The following is a 15,817-nucleotide window of genomic DNA, read 5'->3' as shown; positions in this document are numbered from 1 at the left end:
AGTTTGTTCTCAATGCGATCCTGTCCAGTTTTTAGTTCTGGAATGAGTTTGTTTTCAATGCGGTCCTGTCCAGTCTTAGTTCTGGAATGAGTGTATTCTCAATGCGGTCCTGTCCAGTTTTCAGTTCTGGGATAAGTTTGTTCTCAATGCGATCCTGTCCAGTTTTTAGTTCTGGAATGAGTTTGTTCTCAATGCGATCCTGTCCAGTTTTTAGTTCTGGAATGAGTTTGTTTTCAATGCGGTCCTGTCCAGTCTTTAGTTCTGGAATGAGTGTATTCTCAATGCGGTCCTGTCCAGTTTTCAGTTCTGGGATGAGTTTGTTCTTAATGCGGTCCTGTCCAATTTTCAGTTCTGGGATGAGTGTGTTTTCAATGCGGTCCTGTCCAGTTTTCAGTTCTGGAATAAGTGTGTTCTCGATGCGTTCCTGTCCAGTTTTCAGTTCAGGGATGAGTGTGTTTTCAATGCGATCCTGTCCGGTCTTTAGTTCTGGAATAAGTGTGTTTTCAATGCGGTTCTGTCCAGTCTTTAAATCGACGATGTCACTTCGCATTTCGGTCATCTCTCCACGCATGCCACTGACTTCATAAAGAATTTTATTTAAAATATCGTCCACTTACAGAACCTCCTTTACAATAATTTTAACCATAGTATAACACTTTAAGCGATATTATTAGAGTTCTAATATGCTGAAAAAATATACCACCGAAGTATGGTTTTAATAAAGGATCTTACGGTTTTGAACAAAAATGATTGAGGATTTGTCTTTTAATAGACATACTCATTTATTTTAAACTGTTACCACTTCTTGTCCGGAAACAAACTCCCCAAAAACTAATTTCTCAAGTGGAGCAACATGTACAACGAATTCGTTCAATAGATCATTTACTTCGGGATCTCGGTCAAAATCCTCCATCGTCATGCGCGCGTGTTCTTCAGATTGAAAGCGAAGCAGACCGATCCAGAGCTCCTCATCTTCCTCGACATGCAGTTTTTCTGAAATGGAGGAAATGCCATAGTTCTTAGGGGAAGTGGATAACTTAAAGATTTGTTCGGTCACTCCGCCATATTCCTGAAACTTTTTATTGGTTTGAGCGGAAATCTCGAGAAACTTTTCCTTCACTTCTAGTTTCAATTTGTAAAAATACACGAGCAAGTGTGCCATCTGTTAACCTCCTATATTTTTAGCCATTTTGAATTAACTTCTTCTACTACAATTGCAGGTCTGGACTTTTTTATTGTTATATTTATGAAAGGATCTTTTCAACGATCTTTCAACTCCTTGCAGCATCCTTCTATAATCCTATTCCTTCACTAAGTTAAGTTTTGTGTTACTCAATTTTATCATATTATTTAAAAATCGTTTGAATAGTTTGAAAGAATAGAACTTTTTAACCCATAAAATGGTAAAATAGTTGTGGAAATCATAGTTGAGGGGGATACAGTATGCAGGCAATTCAATATGTAAAAAGAAGTTCGTACCTTCTGTTCGCCGTCATTCCAATTTCATTAATAGGTTATTTTTTTGCAGTTAATCACGAAAACCTGTTCTTTCTTTATGAATGGGCGCTGATGCTCGTTATTTTTGGAGCGGGAGTCTTCGCTTTAACCGGTGCTCTCAAAACAAAAGGTAAGGAAAAGTGGATTCTTTTTTCTATTCTCATGTTTTGCGTTCAGTTTGCTGTATTAGGCTTGTTCTTAGGACCATTTTCAGTGTACCCAATGTTTTATGTTTATTATGGTGCAACAGCTATCTCGTTTGGGATACTCATCTACACGATTTTTCGAGTGGACCTATATCGCTTTATTCCAGTTTCATTGCTGATTGTTTCCGTGCTTTTTACATTTTACATGAATTTTCTTCAGATACTGTGGGGCAAAGACTTGTCTTAAGAAAGTGGGGAAGTGAATGCAATTCGGACTTATAAGAATGATTTTGATCATCCTTTTATTAACAGGGTGCAACGCGATGGATCGGTCTTCAGCTGTTGAAGTGACTTCTGAAATGAACGAGGTAATTTCAGACTATATTATTCATTATTATGAAAAAGCTTATATGAAAACAGATGAACAGTTTGAAGTCCACAAAATCTATGGTGCCAAGAAAATAGGGAACGTAACAACCGTCTATTTGTATTCGTTATACAGTGGTTTTAATAAGGAAACAAAAACGGAAGGACAGTCTGGACATTCCGTTCCTGCTATCATCAAGCTCAAAGATGAGAATGGGAAATATGTCGTTTCCTATTACAAAGAGCCTAGTGATGGAGATGACTTTAAAAACACGCTATACAAGATTTTCCCGCGGAAGTATGCCGCGCAAGCTTTGAATGATACAGAGAATTTGGCAGGTCTCCAAGACGAATTGCAGCAGAAAGCAGAAGCGTGGCTAAGAAATTAGCTCTATTTAAGTTCACAAAACGTCCAAAGGAAAAGTGATTAAAATCACATATACCCCTTTGTATTTCTTTTACGATAGAGATGTAAAAAGAACTCAAGGGGGAATTGACATGTTACAAGCAAGAACGATTGAAATTATTAAGTCAACCGTACCTGTATTGAAAGTACACGGAGAAGCGATTACTTCCCGTTTTTATTAAATGCTATTTGAGAAGCATCCTGAACTGTTAAATATCTTTAACCATGCCAACCAGAAAAAAGGCCGCCAGCAAGCAGCTCTAGCGAACACCGTCTATGCGGCTGCAGCTAACATCGATAAGCTTGAAACGATTATTCCAGTCGTTAAGCAGATCGCACACAAGCATAGAAGTTTAGGTGTGAAACCTGAACATTATCCTGTTGTTGGTGAAAACTTATTGCTCGCAATTAAAGACGTTCTTGGTGACGCGGCAACGGACGACATCATTAACGCATGGGCTGAAGCATACGGTGTTATTGCTGATGTCTTTATTGGGGTCGAACGTAACATGTATGAAGATGCAGGATGGGAAGGTTTCAGAGCATTTGAAGTCGTGCGAAAAGTAGAAGAGAGCAGTGTCATAACATCCTTTTATTTAAAACCACAAGATGGAGGGCGACTTAGCGATTTTCAACCTGGCCAGTATGTGAGTGTCAGAATGGATATTCCTGGTGAAAGAAACACACATATTCGCCAGTACAGTCTTTCAGATACAAAAGGAAAAGAGCACTACCGTATTTCTGTAAAAAAAGAATCAGGTATGCATTCAAAGGACGGAATCGTGTCTGTCTACCTGCACGAAGGAGTTAAAGAAGGTGACATTCTTTACTTAAGTGCACCAGCAGGTGACTTTTACTTAGATACAAACAGTGAAAAACCTGTCGTACTGATTAGTGGAGGTGTTGGTTTAACACCGATGGTAAGCATGCTGAAAACTGCAGCTGAAAAACAGCCAAAACGTGAAGTTACCTTTATTCATGCAGCTATTAACGGACAAACGCATGCTTTAAAGAAAGAAGTGTTGGAAGCTGCAGCAGATTCTAATAACATCACTATCCATTTTGTGTATGAAAAGCCGCAAGAAGAGGATTTTGGTTATGCGAAAACAGGATATGTGGATCAGGAATGGCTGAAGGAAGTATTACCACTGAAAGCAGATGCAGAATACTACTTCTGTGGACCAGTTCCGTTTATGAAAGTTATTAACTCAGCTTTACAAGAGTTGAACGTACCGCAAGAAAATATCCATTTTGAATTCTTTGGACCAGCAAGTGACTTGGAAAAAGAAAAAGTAAAAGCTTAATAAGTTAAAACACCTTCCTCTACTGCGGGAAGGTGTTTTTTAGACGGGCCACTTACAGTGGAATGTTTGTAACATGGATTTTCGTTTGATAAGAAGCAAGGTTAAAAGGATAGAAAGGCTGAATGAAGTAATCCAGGCACCAAGATAGATTCCGCCAAGTGTAAAGGCTCTCGAGACCTTAACAGAAAAGAATATCCAGCCAACGATGCCAACGGCTCCAACACATAAATTAATCATTAAGCTGACAAAAAAGTGAGGAAGTACCATTCCTGTATGTGTGACGGTAAACTTTGCATATTTATAGCTGATCGGCAATCCTAGCAGAAGGTAAAGTGTGTAAAAAATCACGTTGTAATCTGCTTCACTCAAAAACGCTCACTCCTTCTAGCAGTCTATTCTCTATATTCCTCTATTCCACGTAAAGCAGAAACATTCCTTTGTTTTTTATTAGGGTGTCATATACGTGGATGATCTCCGTTTAAAGCACTGCTCGCTTTCTGCAGCTGAACAGCAAGTTTCCTCGCTGGAGGATCTAAGCAGACAGTTATTCTTCAGAAGTATACATAATGAAACTTTATTAATCATTTTTTCGTCGAATGAGTAAAGGGGTGTGTGATATGAAAAAAGTACACTTGATTTTCATCAGTCTTGTCGTTTTATTAACGGCTTGTTTGTCAGCTGAAGCAAAAAAGGAACTGATAGACGGGAAGGCTACTTACGCAGTTTATGAAAGAGTGCAGTCCTTGATAGGTACTGAACCCATTGGATTTGATACAGAGGATACGAATGTGGAATGGGAAAACTATGATCAGATTCAAACACTATCAGATCCTTGGTTAAAAACCTTAAAACCTACACATCAGATAAGTCGATTTTCGGAAAAGCATTATCTGAATTTGTATTACACCAATCCTTATGAAAAAAATGAAAATATTCATTTGTTTATTCCAAATACAACGGCTAGAGCAGCAGAGAGTCATCGTAATATTATTTTGAAGGGTACTGACAATGGAAGAGTCGTTTATTACGTTTTTGAAGGCGGGGAAAAAGAGACAGCAGCATTGATTGAATGGATGAATGAGAATGCACCTAAATAAATGTGGCGCTCAATTCCGCGGTAACTCGAGATAATTCCGCGGTAATTAAAAATAATTCCGTGTATAAACCGATTATATCCGCGCATAAAAATTTTTATCCGATTTTCGACATCTCCCCCTAAATTCCGCAACAAAAAAAACTCACAAAGGCCAACTTTCACCTTCGCGAGTCTTATTAAATGCTTAACCGTCAGTCCCCGTTTTCATTATTCTTTCAAACTGCTCTTGAGATAATTTTTTCATCTGTACAGGAGTTTTACCTTTACGAACACGACGGCTTTTCTTCTTATAAGCACCTTGTTCAAGGTATTGGCGTTTCATCGCTTCTACCATGAAGTTCAGTGCAAGGATCGTTACGGCAAATCCTGCAAGTGGAGCGAAAACAATCCAACGGTCACCACGGATCTGATAGTAGTTTGCACCGATCATGCTCGACCACTCGTTGATCATCGCTACAGGTACAGTATTGTTTTCTAACGGATCAAGTGTAATAAAGTCCGTTCCACCAATAAACACTTGTAAAATTCCAAGATGCGCGGCCAGTAAAAGAGTAGCAATCAGCTGCTGACTATACAAAATTCCTAAACGCGGCCGTAAGTAAGGCAAAACGTGTTTACGAAGTGTGTGGAACCTGCCTCCTCCCAGAACTTTTACTGACGAGATAAACTCATTTTCTAAAAACTTTGAAGTCTCGTTCGCCACTGTCACCATAACGGGTGGAATCGCGATAATTACCAATAGGATGATAGCAAATGTTGTCTGTGCTTCTCGTGTTACTGCCCATGTGAAAATCTGAAGTACAGGAAACAAAAGCAAATAGGCAATAATAGTTGCAGGCGCATAATAAAACGATTCAAAGAGTTTACTCATAGACCTTAGAATGAACTTCGGCATCTGGCTAATTAACAGGCCTAAGATCGTTCCGAAGAATAATCTAGCAAATGCAATGAAAAATGCAATGCCGAGCGTGTATTTAGCGCCATCCAGTACTTTATGCAAAATACTAACGCCGAAACGATCCGTTCCAAATGGCATATCTTTATGAGGTGCAATTGGTGCACTATCGATGATATTTCTATTTTCATCGTACCGAATCTGCATAACGGGCTGCTTATCATTTGGAACGTAATGAGAGTAAATGATGCTTCCCAAAAAGAGCGAAATAATAATCAAAAAACCAGTCAAAAAGAGTGGGCTTTTCCAAACGGACATCTTAAGCCGCCTCCTCTTCTGTACGTCCTAATTTACGTTCAAGAACAAAAGAGGTGACTGTAAATAATAAATAGAATGGCACAAACATTAACAAAATACTTACCGTGATGACCTCAGGCGTTGTTGGTCCATTGTCAAGCATGAAATCTGTAATGCCTGGTACCGCCATAATTGTTTCAACCATAAAGAGGGTAGAAATAAGAAGCCAATATACAGTCTTAGAATAATAGAAAAGACTGAGAAGTGAGTTTCTAAGCATGTGAATATAAAGAACAAGAGCATATCTTAACCCTTTTGCACGTGCAAACTCAACATATGTTTTTGAATCCTCATCATCTAGCAAAAATAAAAGTGTTCTTGTTAAGAACAAAGTTGGTATAATGGCCAAACAAAAAATGGGAATGAAATAACTGGGATTCTGGTTGCTGTGAACGATCGGAAATAAGAGATGCCCCGTATTTCGTAAATATAAAATCATGCCGTATTGAATCATCACGACAAGAAAGATGTCTGGCAGTGATTCTAATGAAAAGAAAAGAAAACGAAATGCTTTTTGTATTTTATTAGGTAATATTTTCACAATTAATGCAAAAATTAAGGAGGATGCTATAGCTAGCAAAAATGCCCCGATTACTAGCCTAAAAGAATAATAGAATGGAGTTAGTATGGTAGGAAACAGAAGTTTGACCTGCTGATACTCATAATACTCCACATTTGAGAATGTGATTAATCTCATCATTAACGAACCGATATTGTCTAGATAAGGACTGAAAAACAGCCCAAGATCTTGATTTAAAAATAAAGCATTTTGTATTGCACCAGATTCAAGTAAACGTGCAACTGCCTCAATACCTTTAACGTTGCTGAAAAAAAGATAGGGCAGTGCCCCGATAAAAAACACACCTACAATAGGCAGCAAGAAATAAACCGTCCGCCGAACAGCAAGAAGTAACATGAAATTTTTCCCCCTATAACTCTTAATCTCTCTTTTTTTATCTAATAAAGTTAAATACATTCGCCTCAAACCATAATTTCCCTTTTTTTATAAAAAAAAATACGTTCCGACAGGAAACGTTTTACTTTAATATGCTTAAATAAGCTTTCCACGGACCAACATCATCTTGATATCGTTTAGCGAGCACTCTCGTAATCTGGTTCAAGTGAGTCAAATCATGCACAACCCATGTTGAAAGTAGCTGTTTTAAAGTAACAGACCCAAACTCAGGGTGTAATCCTGTTTTTTCAAAATCAGAATCATGTGTAAGGATCGTGTTTAATCTTAGTAGACTCTCCTGTCTGCACTGCTTAAATTTCAATAAAAGACTGTCCAACTCCATCTCCATATGTAAGTGGGAATTGTATACGAGGAATCCAATTATTCTTCTCGCATTCAATCAGATGAGCAACCACTTCAAGTGAATTCCACGACTCATCGCCTTCGTTGCCAGTTAACCAGTCATGTGACAAACCAGATAACAAGTGTGTCAAAATCTCTGGTGTGCGTTCCAAAATTTCGAGAGCTTCTTTTTGTTTAAAGTTCATTTAAGGGCACTCCAATCTTCTATCACTTTCATTTGTTTGTACCCTAAGACGTTTCCAGATTTGGTTCGCATAGGGATAGCCTCCAATTTTTATCCTTTTAATAATTCTTCTATAAAAACGATACTTATCCTTTATTTTCCTAAACCTACACTTCAGCTTCCTGTTATTATCATTTTTCTCGTACCTTTATACTGTTATCTATGAAAACGCATACAACTTATGGCCGAAAATGATGAAAAACCTTATTTCATTATGGTAAAAGTGATAAAATGTTAGTGAAACGTTTCGAAAGAATATTTCATTAAAAACAGAGAGGAGCAGCACCCCATGAAAGCAGCCAAGATTATAAGCTTTTTGCTAATGTTTAGTCTCTTTGCAAACTTGTGGGTAACACCTACTGCATCAGCAACTGATTTAGGCAAAGACATAGCTTTTAACGCAGAATTGAAAGCGATTGCAGCAAAAACATATAAGTTTTATCAAGATCATACAGATCCAAAAACTGGAATGACATATGATGAAACTAGATATACAGCAGAGGGTAAGAAAGACGCAACTCACACATCTCCAACGAACATCGGGATGTATATGATGAGTACAGTATCTGCTCAACAGTTAGGAATCATCACGAAAAATGAAGCGGTTAAACGCATCCAAGTCACACTAAATACAGTAGAAAAGCTGGAAAAATGGAACGGTCTTTTTTATAACTGGTACAACACGAACGACGGCTCAATTAAGAAAGACTGGGGGCAATTTATCTCTCAAGTTGATAACGGATGGCTGTCTGCAGGCTTGATCGTAGTTGGACAAGCATATGACGAGTTAAATCCGCAAACAAGCAAGATCGTTGAAAACATGAACTACACGACGTTATATGATCCTGAAGTCGGTCAATTCCGCGGAGGATATGATGTAGCTCAAGGTAAATTAACCGATCACCATTATGGATTGTTTAATACTGAACCTCGTGTTACGAGTTACATCTCCATCGGTAAAGGCGATGTACCAAGCGATCACTGGTGGAAGATGTACCGAACAATGCCAAAAGAATGGGATTGGCAAGGTCAAATTCCTGAAGGTGAAACACATGAATACGACGGCGTTTCCGTTTTTGAAGGCCACTATGAATACAATGGCGTAAAGTTTGTTCCAAGCTGGGGCGGCAGCATGTTTGAAAGCCTTATGCCAGGAATTGTTCTAAAAGAGAAAGATCTAGGCAAGAACGCACTTGGGCTTAACAATAAGCGTCACGTTGAATTACAGCAAGCATTTGCAAGAGAAAAAGGATACCCAGCGTGGGGCTTCTCACCTGCGGCTACTCCTGATGGTTACAGCGAATTTGCAGCAACACCGCTAGGAACGTCTGGATACAAAGATGGTGCAACCGTTACTGCGCATGCCTCATTCCTAGCATTAGATTACGATCCAGAAGCAGTTCGTACAAACATTAAAGCATTGAAAGAGCTAAACACGTACAGCAAGTATGGATTCTATGATTCTGTTAACGTCGAGACTGGCGAGATCGCAAAAGCTTACCTTGCACTCGATCAGGGAATGATTATGGTGTCGATCGCCAACTATTTAAAAGATGGTGTGATTCGAGATTACTTCCACCAAGACCCAATCGGTAAGAAACCTGAAGAATTGCTTAAAAAAGAAGTGTTTTCCATTCAATAAAGTATTTCAGCACCCAAAATCCTTGTGGATGAGGGTGTTTTTTTATGTGTCAAAGTGCTGTCTATCATACCTGGAGTCTATCGGGGAACGGCTAACAACATACAAAAAGGGTTCACTCTCGTTATGTCGAACTAACAACTGTAAGATTTTACATAATATGAGGAAGTGGTTTCAAAATGTGTACAAGCTTTGTTTTGCACAGAGAAAAAACATACATTGGAATGAACTTTGATATATCAACACGCCCCATTAAAATGTCGTTAGCAGGTGAGGGCCAGCTTATCATCTCACAAAAGGAAAATAGACGGTTTTTGCCTGCTTTCGGACTAAACAAAAAGGGTACGTTTATGAATCTGCAAATGGTTGACCCAAATGAGGAGGGCAGATATAGAAGAGGGAAGAACTGTGTGCATATAATGAGGCTATTTGATGAAGTGTTATCAGGAAAAGTAGATACCTCAGCACTTCCAGCTTATCTTCGGGAAAAAGAGATTGTCAATGTACCGGACTATAGCGTTCATAGTTTAATAGCTGCTCCGAATCAGATGTCTTATATTGTTGAGCCCGGCAGACAATTGCTAGACTCAAATGTTGCAAAAACTGATTGTATGGTCCTCACTAACTTTTCAGTGATAGATCATTTGGATCAAGATCTCGAAACATTGGATGAGCCAGGAAGTGAGCGTTATAAAAAGATTTATTCAGAAATTCAGAACCGTGACGCTGAATTTTCAGCAGAAGAAGGATTAAACATACTTAGAAAAATAGCCCAAAAGGAAGGGAATTACCCTACTCAGCTCTCTCTTATTTTTTGTCCGGAAGAAAATACAGTTTATTTTACAATCAATAGGGATTTTAATAAGAAATTTCAATTTTCATTTTTAGAAAATAAAATAAAATTGATGTCAGGTTTTGAGAAAGAAAGTGAAATTCTGCTAACTAAAAAGGGCATATTATTGTCCGAACTGGAGCTGTTTTAAATCCCCAAAAAAAGGAGTGGATATGTATGAACATTGCTTCCCAAGATCATGTTGTAAAAGGGAAGAACCCCTATACTTTTGATGCGTTTTTGCTTAAGCGCGATAACCTGGATTGGTACCGAGATGAACACTTTCTGCAAAAGGCGGTTAAAAGGTTTACCGGTACAAATTTTGACTACATACATAACGCCATCCTTTCTTTTTCCCCTGTCGTTTCTTCTAAGTGGAACAACCTGGCGGAGCAGAACGCAAGACCGGAAGTACGTCCATATATGCTTCATTATGACGCGTTCAATAACCGCATTGATCGGATTGTCCGCCCGCAGGAAATGCACCTCCTTGAGAAAGAGGTGTTTGGAGAAGGACTCTTTTCGAATAAAATGGCACCGTGGGAAAGCTTTGTTAAAAGAATGTTAATTCACCAATTAGGTGAGGCGGGAGTTGCTTGCCCGTTAACATGCACGATTGGATTGATCGCACTGCTAGAGCAATATCCGAATGAGAAATACCCTGAACTCCATGAAATTTTACAACATACAAAAGAAGGGACGGACGGGGATTTTGCGATTGGTGCACAATTCATGTCAGAAATCCAAGGCGGATCCGACCTTCCGGCGAATGTTCTTGAAGCTGTTCCTGACGAAAAGAACTACCGTTTGTATGGAAACAAGTTCTTCTGTTCTGTTGCGCATGCTGATTATTCGGTCGTAACAGCGAAAATCACAGGATCAGATAAGGTATCTACATTCATTGTTCCGTCATGGCTGCCTGGTAACAAAGTAAAGGAAAAAAGAAACAGCTATCAAATCAACCGAATTAAATGGAAGATGGGAACAGCAGAACTTCCAACAGGTGAAATTCAGTATGAGGGCGCACTCGCGTATCCTGTAGGACCGGCCGGGAAAGGTGTTGCCGTTGCAGCGGGTATTGTGCTGACCTTATCAAGGCTAGAGATCGGTATTGCTTGTGCGGGTTTTATGCTGCGAGCAGCTAGAGAAGCGAAACTTTACGGTGATTTCCGAACGGTTTTTGGTAAGAAGGTGAAAGACTATCCGCTTTCGGCAAGAACATTACTAAGATTACAGAATGCAGCCGAACGCACAACGGCAGGAGCGTTTAAAATATACGACCTTTTCCTCAGTTTACATCAACCGCTGAATGCAGGTATTCCAAAGGATCAGCCTGAAGAGCTTCGAAAACAGCTTTTTAACTTAAGAGAGCTTATTTTGCTGCAAAAGATTTGTGTAACCAATGAGGGTGCAGACATATTACGTGATGCTATTTCTGTGTTCGGCGGTCACGGGGTGATGGAGGAGTTCTCATCACTGCCTCGCATTTTTCGTGATGTTGTCGTTAACGAGCAATGGGAAGGACCACGCAATCTTTTGTTAACTCAAATTTACCGTGACATCGAGCGAGTAACAGATTGGTATCCGCCTGCTGAATTTGTTAGAAATGTTCTCAAAGGTGCTACAGATGAAACAATCAGCAAGTTTTCGGATCAATTGACCGATCTATTGCAAAGACCTGTATGCGGGGAAGTGAGTGAGGAATCTATACAGGCTGCAGAGGAATGGGATGCGTTTTGCGATTCGTTTTTTAAAGCATATCAGACGGTTGCAAGGGAAGAAGTGCTTCAAGGAGGTTTATAATGTCCGCATTTTGTTTTTATAGGCCGTAGTTTAACTTTTATAGGCCCTAAGAAATATTTATAGGCACTCAAAAAAATTTATAGTCCTTCAAAAAAAATTATAGTCCCTCAAATCTTTTTATAGGCTTTTCGACAAAAATCCACATTCCCTAACGAGCATTCTAAAAAAAGAAGCAGACCTAGAATATAGGTCTGCTTCTCTTTTTTTACTTCATTCCTGAAATTGTATAGCCTTCGATAATGTGCTTTTGGAAGATGATAAAGATAATCACAATCGGTACAACCATGAAGGTAGAACCAGCCATCTGCAGTGCGAAGTTTCCTCCGTATTGCCCTTTCAATAGGGATAAACCAACAGATAACGTATATAAACTCTCATCATTTGCGATAATCAATGGCCATAAGAAACTGTTCCAACCAGCAATAAAAGTTAATATTCCTTGAACGGCCATGATCGGTTTTGAGATCGGCAGGACTAGCTGCATAAACACGCGGAACTCGCTAGCGCCGTCAAGCCGAGCCGCTTCAAGCAGTTCATCCGGAATCGTGGACATAAACTGTCGGAATAGGAAGATACTGAATGCACCCACTAAACCAGGCAGCACGATTCCGGCCATTGTGTTTGTTAGTCCCATCTGGTTCAGAATTAAGTACACGGGTATCATTGTTACTTGTCCAGGAATCATCATAGTCGCAAGTACGAGATAGAAAAGTTTCTCTCTGCCCTTAAACTTGTACTTAGCGAACGCATATCCAGCCATCGCATTAAAGAACAGGCCGACAAAAGAACAGAGGACAATGATGATCGTATTGCGCAAATAAACAGCAAAGTTCATGTTTTCAAACAGATAGATGAAGTTATCCGCTGTAAAGGTTTCAGGCCACAGTGTTGGAGTGAGCTGGAGTACTTCACTTTCAGGTTTGAACGCAGAAAGAATCATCCAGATAAACGGGATGGCAACTAACAGTCCACCAAGCGTTAATATGATTCCTGCGATCCACTGCTGAATTCTGTATGCTTTTTTTGCATCAGATGCTTTTGTTTTCATGTTCTCACCTCACGTCTTAAATGTCGGTATCTTTCTTTTGCAATCGGAACTGAATCATCGTAATGATAATAATGGTAACAAACAGAACGAACGATCCTGCAGCTGCATAACCGAAGTTGCTTAACTGGAATCCGTTTCTGTAGATAAATAATGCAACAGATGTCGTACTATCCAGCGGTCCGCCGTTTGTCATAACAAATGGTTCCTCGAAGAACTGAACCCATCCGATCATCGTTGTGATCGATACGAAGAAAATCGCGTAACGAAGAAGTGGGATCGTAATCTTCGTTAGCTGTTTCCAGTTATTTGCTCCATCGAGCTGAGCTGCTTCATAATACGTTTTCGGTATTCCTTGCAGCGCAGCTAAGAAAATAATCATGTTCACACCGATTGCACGCCAAACGGCTAATGCGATCAGAGAACCTTTTGCAATTGTTGGATCCTGCAGCCAAGGGATAGCAGGAATGCCAACTAAGCCTAACAGATAATTAAACAAACCGAACTGTGGGTTATAGAGGTATGTCCACACGACAGCTACCGCAACAACGTTCGTAATGGAAGGCATATAAAATACAAGTCGAAAAGCCTTAAAGATGCGAGCTGTACCAAAGTTAATTAAAAGTGCGATACCAAGTGAACATGCGATAACTAGCGGAACACCAAACACGACATAAAAGATGGTATTCCCAATTGATTTTAAGAAAATAGGATCTTGAAAGATATTTATATAGTTCTCGATGCCAATAAAGCTAATATTTGAATAGTCTGCCAGTCCAGCTAGATCAATATCAGTAAAACTAATCACCAATGCAAGAACAATGGGGAAAAGAGAAAATAACGCCAATAAAGCAAGAGCTGGTCCAATGAAGAGGTAAGGAGTTGTTTTTGAATAGCTTTTCATGTTTTTCACATCCTTCAACATTACCCAATTGACAATAAAAAGGTAACGAGCAGGATGAACTGCTCGTTAAACCTTCGTCAACCAGATGTTATTTCTTTAAAATCTCTTCAGCTTTTTTATCGAAATTGTCCAATTCTTTTTGAACATCTGCTCCGCCGCGGTAGATTTTCTCAAAGCTCTTTAAATACGTTTGAGCGATTTCTTCCCATTGCTTAATAACTGGCATTGGCTGTGAAGATTTCATTTGTTCACCGAAAGCTTTGTAATATTCGTTACCAGTAAGTGACTCATCTTCCCAAGCTTTTTGTGTTGCAGGGAGGGAGTTCGTCATTTCCATCCACTTTAACTGTGTTTCAGGTTTACTCATGTACGCTGCAAACTTCAATGCTTCTTTTTCATGCTTAGTGTGCTCGAATACAGAAAGGTTCGATCCGCCAAGCGCTGAGATGTTGTTTTCTTTTGCTGGAAGTACAGCCGTTGCCCATTTACCTTTTAAATCAGGTGCTTGGTCGTTGATCAGCTTGATCATCCAAGGGCCACTGATGAACATTGGAAGAATTCCTTCTCCACGGAAACCTTGAATGATATCCATTCCTAGTTCTTCCTTAGGTGCAGCTCCGCTTTCGTAGAAGCTGTTTAGGTATTCTACTGCTTCAACAAACTTAGGATCGTTAAAATTCGGCTCGTTATTTGGTCCTAATAGTTCAGCACCATTTTGGCGAGCGAACATAAAGGATAGACTTTGTTCTTTCGCGTCAATCGAGAGACCATATTTACCTTTGCCGCGGTCAGCCAATTTGTCAGCCGCTTCTTTCAGCTCCTCCCAAGTCTTGGGAGCTTCTTTATAGCCTGCTTTTTCAAGCAGATCTGTGCGGTAGTATAATAAACGTGTGTCAACGTACCAAGGTACACCAACCATTTTGTCTTCAAACTTAGTCGTTTCAACAGAACCTTCAAAGAAAAGCTTTGGATCAAGTTCCGGGTAATCTTTTACATGAGGTGTTAAGTCTTTCAAAGCTCCAGCTGCTGCGAATTCCGGAATCCATGTTGTTCCCATTTGAAGAACATCAGGACCTTTTTTAGAAGCAACTGCTGTTAATAGTTTGTCATGCGCTTGATCCCAAGGAAGTGCTTGTACTTTAACATCAATCTTTGGATTTTCTTTTTCGAACTCCTCTGCGATTTTAGGAAGTGATTTTGCTTCTTCTCCCATACCCCAAACCGTAATCGTTGTCTTGCCGTCTTCGCCAGAACCTGAAGAGCATCCTGCCAGTACTCCCGAAAGGACTAGAGCACCAACCATTGACGTTACCATCGATTTTTTAAACCAACGTTTTTTCATGTGAGTTCCCCCTATGATTTGCTTTATTAGCAATTCCTTTTTTAATATTCCCGAATTTTCTTTGAAATTATTGTTGAAACGTTTCGATAAGCACATTATAATTCAAGTTGTAATCGTTTTCAATATGGAATTACAAAAAAGTTATAGGCTTCCATTATTTGTTGAAAACAAAGGATTTTATTGGGTTTTCCTTTTATATAGAGAGAATCAAGTAAAATTGACACATTGTAAAATACACCTTATAATCGCCTTGGATTTGATTGAAACGTTTCGATGAATTATGTTTTTACGGTTTGTAATCTTAGTTGTTATTTGGAAGTGTTTGATTTCCGTTCCAGGTGCTCGCTTTCCGCGGGGCAGGCGGTGAGCCACATTTGTACGTTTCACTTTTAAGTGTCTCACCTGCCCGCCTGTCCCGCAGGAGTCTCCCACCTTACACTCCAATCAACTGTCACAGAAGAAAATAAAAAAAGATTTGAAAGCTTCTGTCTTTAGAGAATAATCCTTTCTTTTAAAGGACTTTTCTAAAAAATCTTATAAAAATAATATTATTTTTGGCAAACCTTCCGAGGGAACTCTTAACAAATTAAGTGTAGTTTGTGGAGTGTGCAAGCCACTTTGTAACTTTTTGCAAGTAAGGCGAC

The 15,817-nt window shown here is 39.4% G+C and carries 17 protein-coding genes and 1 pseudogene; 7 read left to right on the top strand and 11 right to left on the bottom strand.

From position 1 onward, the window contains the following. Nucleotides 1-31: 31 nt before the first annotated feature. Both P8610_RS06300 and P8610_RS06295 read right to left on the bottom strand, forming a co-directional pair. Nucleotides 32-613, bottom strand: a complete 582-nt coding sequence (locus P8610_RS06300; protein ID WP_394603590.1) for a hypothetical protein — start codon at nt 611-613, stop codon at nt 32-34. Nucleotides 614-787: 174 nt separating this feature from the next. Continuing rightward, on the bottom strand, nt 788-1,162 hold the full coding sequence (locus P8610_RS06295; RefSeq protein ID WP_394603589.1) for a hypothetical protein: 375 nt from the start codon (nt 1,160-1,162) through the stop codon (nt 788-790). A gap of 281 nt (nt 1,163-1,443) precedes the next feature. Here P8610_RS06295 and P8610_RS06290 point away from each other — a divergent pair, with 281 nt between their 5' ends. The 3 genes and pseudogenes from P8610_RS06290 (at nt 1,444) to hmpA (ending at nt 3,719) form a co-directional block, all read left to right on the top strand. Beyond that, entirely contained in the window at nt 1,444-1,890 is a 447-nt protein-coding gene (locus tag P8610_RS06290; protein WP_394603588.1) for a hypothetical protein, read from the top strand. 16 nt (nt 1,891-1,906) lie between these two features. Continuing rightward, entirely contained in the window at nt 1,907-2,398 is a 492-nt protein-coding gene (locus tag P8610_RS06285; RefSeq protein WP_394603587.1) for a hypothetical protein, read from the top strand. Nucleotides 2,399-2,507: 109 nt separating this feature from the next. Beyond that, nucleotides 2,508-3,719: pseudogene (gene hmpA / locus P8610_RS06280) on the top strand (NO-inducible flavohemoprotein). Between the two features lie 39 nt (nt 3,720-3,758). On the opposite strand, the gene P8610_RS06275 reads toward hmpA, so the two are convergent. Beyond that, on the bottom strand, nt 3,759-4,088 hold the full coding sequence (locus P8610_RS06275; protein ID WP_394603586.1) for a hypothetical protein: 330 nt from the start codon (nt 4,086-4,088) through the stop codon (nt 3,759-3,761). A gap of 248 nt (nt 4,089-4,336) precedes the next feature. Between P8610_RS06275 and P8610_RS06270 the strand changes: the two genes are divergently transcribed. Next, nucleotides 4,337-4,816 (top strand): hypothetical protein, encoded by a 480-nt coding sequence (locus P8610_RS06270; protein WP_394603585.1) that lies wholly within the window; start codon nt 4,337-4,339, stop codon nt 4,814-4,816. A gap of 183 nt (nt 4,817-4,999) precedes the next feature. On the opposite strand, the gene P8610_RS06265 is transcribed toward P8610_RS06270, so the two are convergent. The 4 genes from P8610_RS06265 to P8610_RS06250 all read right to left on the bottom strand — a co-directional run bounded on the left by P8610_RS06265 (nt 5,000) and on the right by P8610_RS06250 (nt 7,570). Beyond that, nucleotides 5,000-6,028, bottom strand: coding sequence for a hypothetical protein (locus tag P8610_RS06265; protein ID WP_394603584.1), 1,029 nt, complete (start codon nt 6,026-6,028; stop codon nt 5,000-5,002). Between the two features lies 1 nt (nt 6,029). Next, nucleotides 6,030-6,983, bottom strand: coding sequence for an ABC transporter permease subunit (locus tag P8610_RS06260; protein WP_394603583.1), 954 nt, complete (start codon nt 6,981-6,983; stop codon nt 6,030-6,032). A 121-nt stretch (nt 6,984-7,104) separates the two neighbouring features. Then, entirely contained in the window at nt 7,105-7,344 is a 240-nt protein-coding gene (locus P8610_RS06255; RefSeq protein ID WP_394603582.1) for a hypothetical protein, read from the bottom strand. Further along, nucleotides 7,334-7,570 carry a hypothetical protein gene (locus P8610_RS06250; RefSeq protein WP_394603581.1) on the bottom strand — a complete coding sequence of 79 codons (237 nt, stop codon included), beginning with the start codon at nt 7,568-7,570 and terminating at the stop codon, nt 7,334-7,336. Before P8610_RS06250 ends, P8610_RS06255 begins: the two co-directional genes overlap by 11 nt. 327 nt (nt 7,571-7,897) lie before the next feature. On the opposite strand from P8610_RS06250, the gene P8610_RS06245 reads away from it, so the two are divergent. From P8610_RS06245 to P8610_RS06235, 3 genes are all read left to right on the top strand, one after another. Beyond that, complete coding sequence (locus P8610_RS06245; protein ID WP_394603580.1) at nt 7,898-9,250, top strand: glucoamylase family protein; 1,353 nt, start codon at nt 7,898-7,900, stop codon at nt 9,248-9,250. 347 nt (nt 9,251-9,597) lie between these two features. Beyond that, a complete protein-coding gene (locus P8610_RS06240) occupies nt 9,598-10,230 on the top strand; it encodes a hypothetical protein (RefSeq protein WP_394603579.1) in 633 nt (210 codons plus the stop codon). A gap of 26 nt (nt 10,231-10,256) precedes the next feature. Further along, nucleotides 10,257-11,882, top strand: coding sequence for an acyl-CoA dehydrogenase family protein (locus tag P8610_RS06235; RefSeq protein ID WP_394603578.1), 1,626 nt, complete (start codon nt 10,257-10,259; stop codon nt 11,880-11,882). A gap of 205 nt (nt 11,883-12,087) precedes the next feature. Here P8610_RS06235 and P8610_RS06230 read toward each other — a convergent pair whose 3' ends face one another. From P8610_RS06230 to P8610_RS06215, 4 genes are all read right to left on the bottom strand, one after another. Beyond that, entirely contained in the window at nt 12,088-12,930 is an 843-nt protein-coding gene (locus tag P8610_RS06230; protein ID WP_289496568.1) for a carbohydrate ABC transporter permease, read from the bottom strand. A gap of 16 nt (nt 12,931-12,946) precedes the next feature. Beyond that, nucleotides 12,947-13,831: a carbohydrate ABC transporter permease gene (locus P8610_RS06225; protein ID WP_066236285.1), complete on the bottom strand. Its 885-nt coding sequence runs from the start codon at nt 13,829-13,831 to the stop codon at nt 12,947-12,949. Between the two features lie 88 nt (nt 13,832-13,919). After that, nucleotides 13,920-15,173: a sugar ABC transporter substrate-binding protein gene (locus tag P8610_RS06220; protein ID WP_394603577.1), complete on the bottom strand. Its 1,254-nt coding sequence runs from the start codon at nt 15,171-15,173 to the stop codon at nt 13,920-13,922. A gap of 207 nt (nt 15,174-15,380) precedes the next feature. Then, on the bottom strand, nt 15,381-15,605 hold the full coding sequence (locus P8610_RS06215) for a hypothetical protein (protein WP_394603576.1): 225 nt from the start codon (nt 15,603-15,605) through the stop codon (nt 15,381-15,383). Between the last annotated feature and the right edge of the window lie 212 nt (nt 15,606-15,817).

Origin of the sequence: Fictibacillus sp. UD (assembly GCF_043558025.1) — a bacterium.
Taxonomy (GTDB): domain Bacteria; phylum Bacillota; class Bacilli; order Bacillales; family Fictibacillaceae; genus Fictibacillus.
Note: the sequence above shows the minus strand (reverse complement) of the source record. Positions and strands in the feature narration are given on the sequence as shown.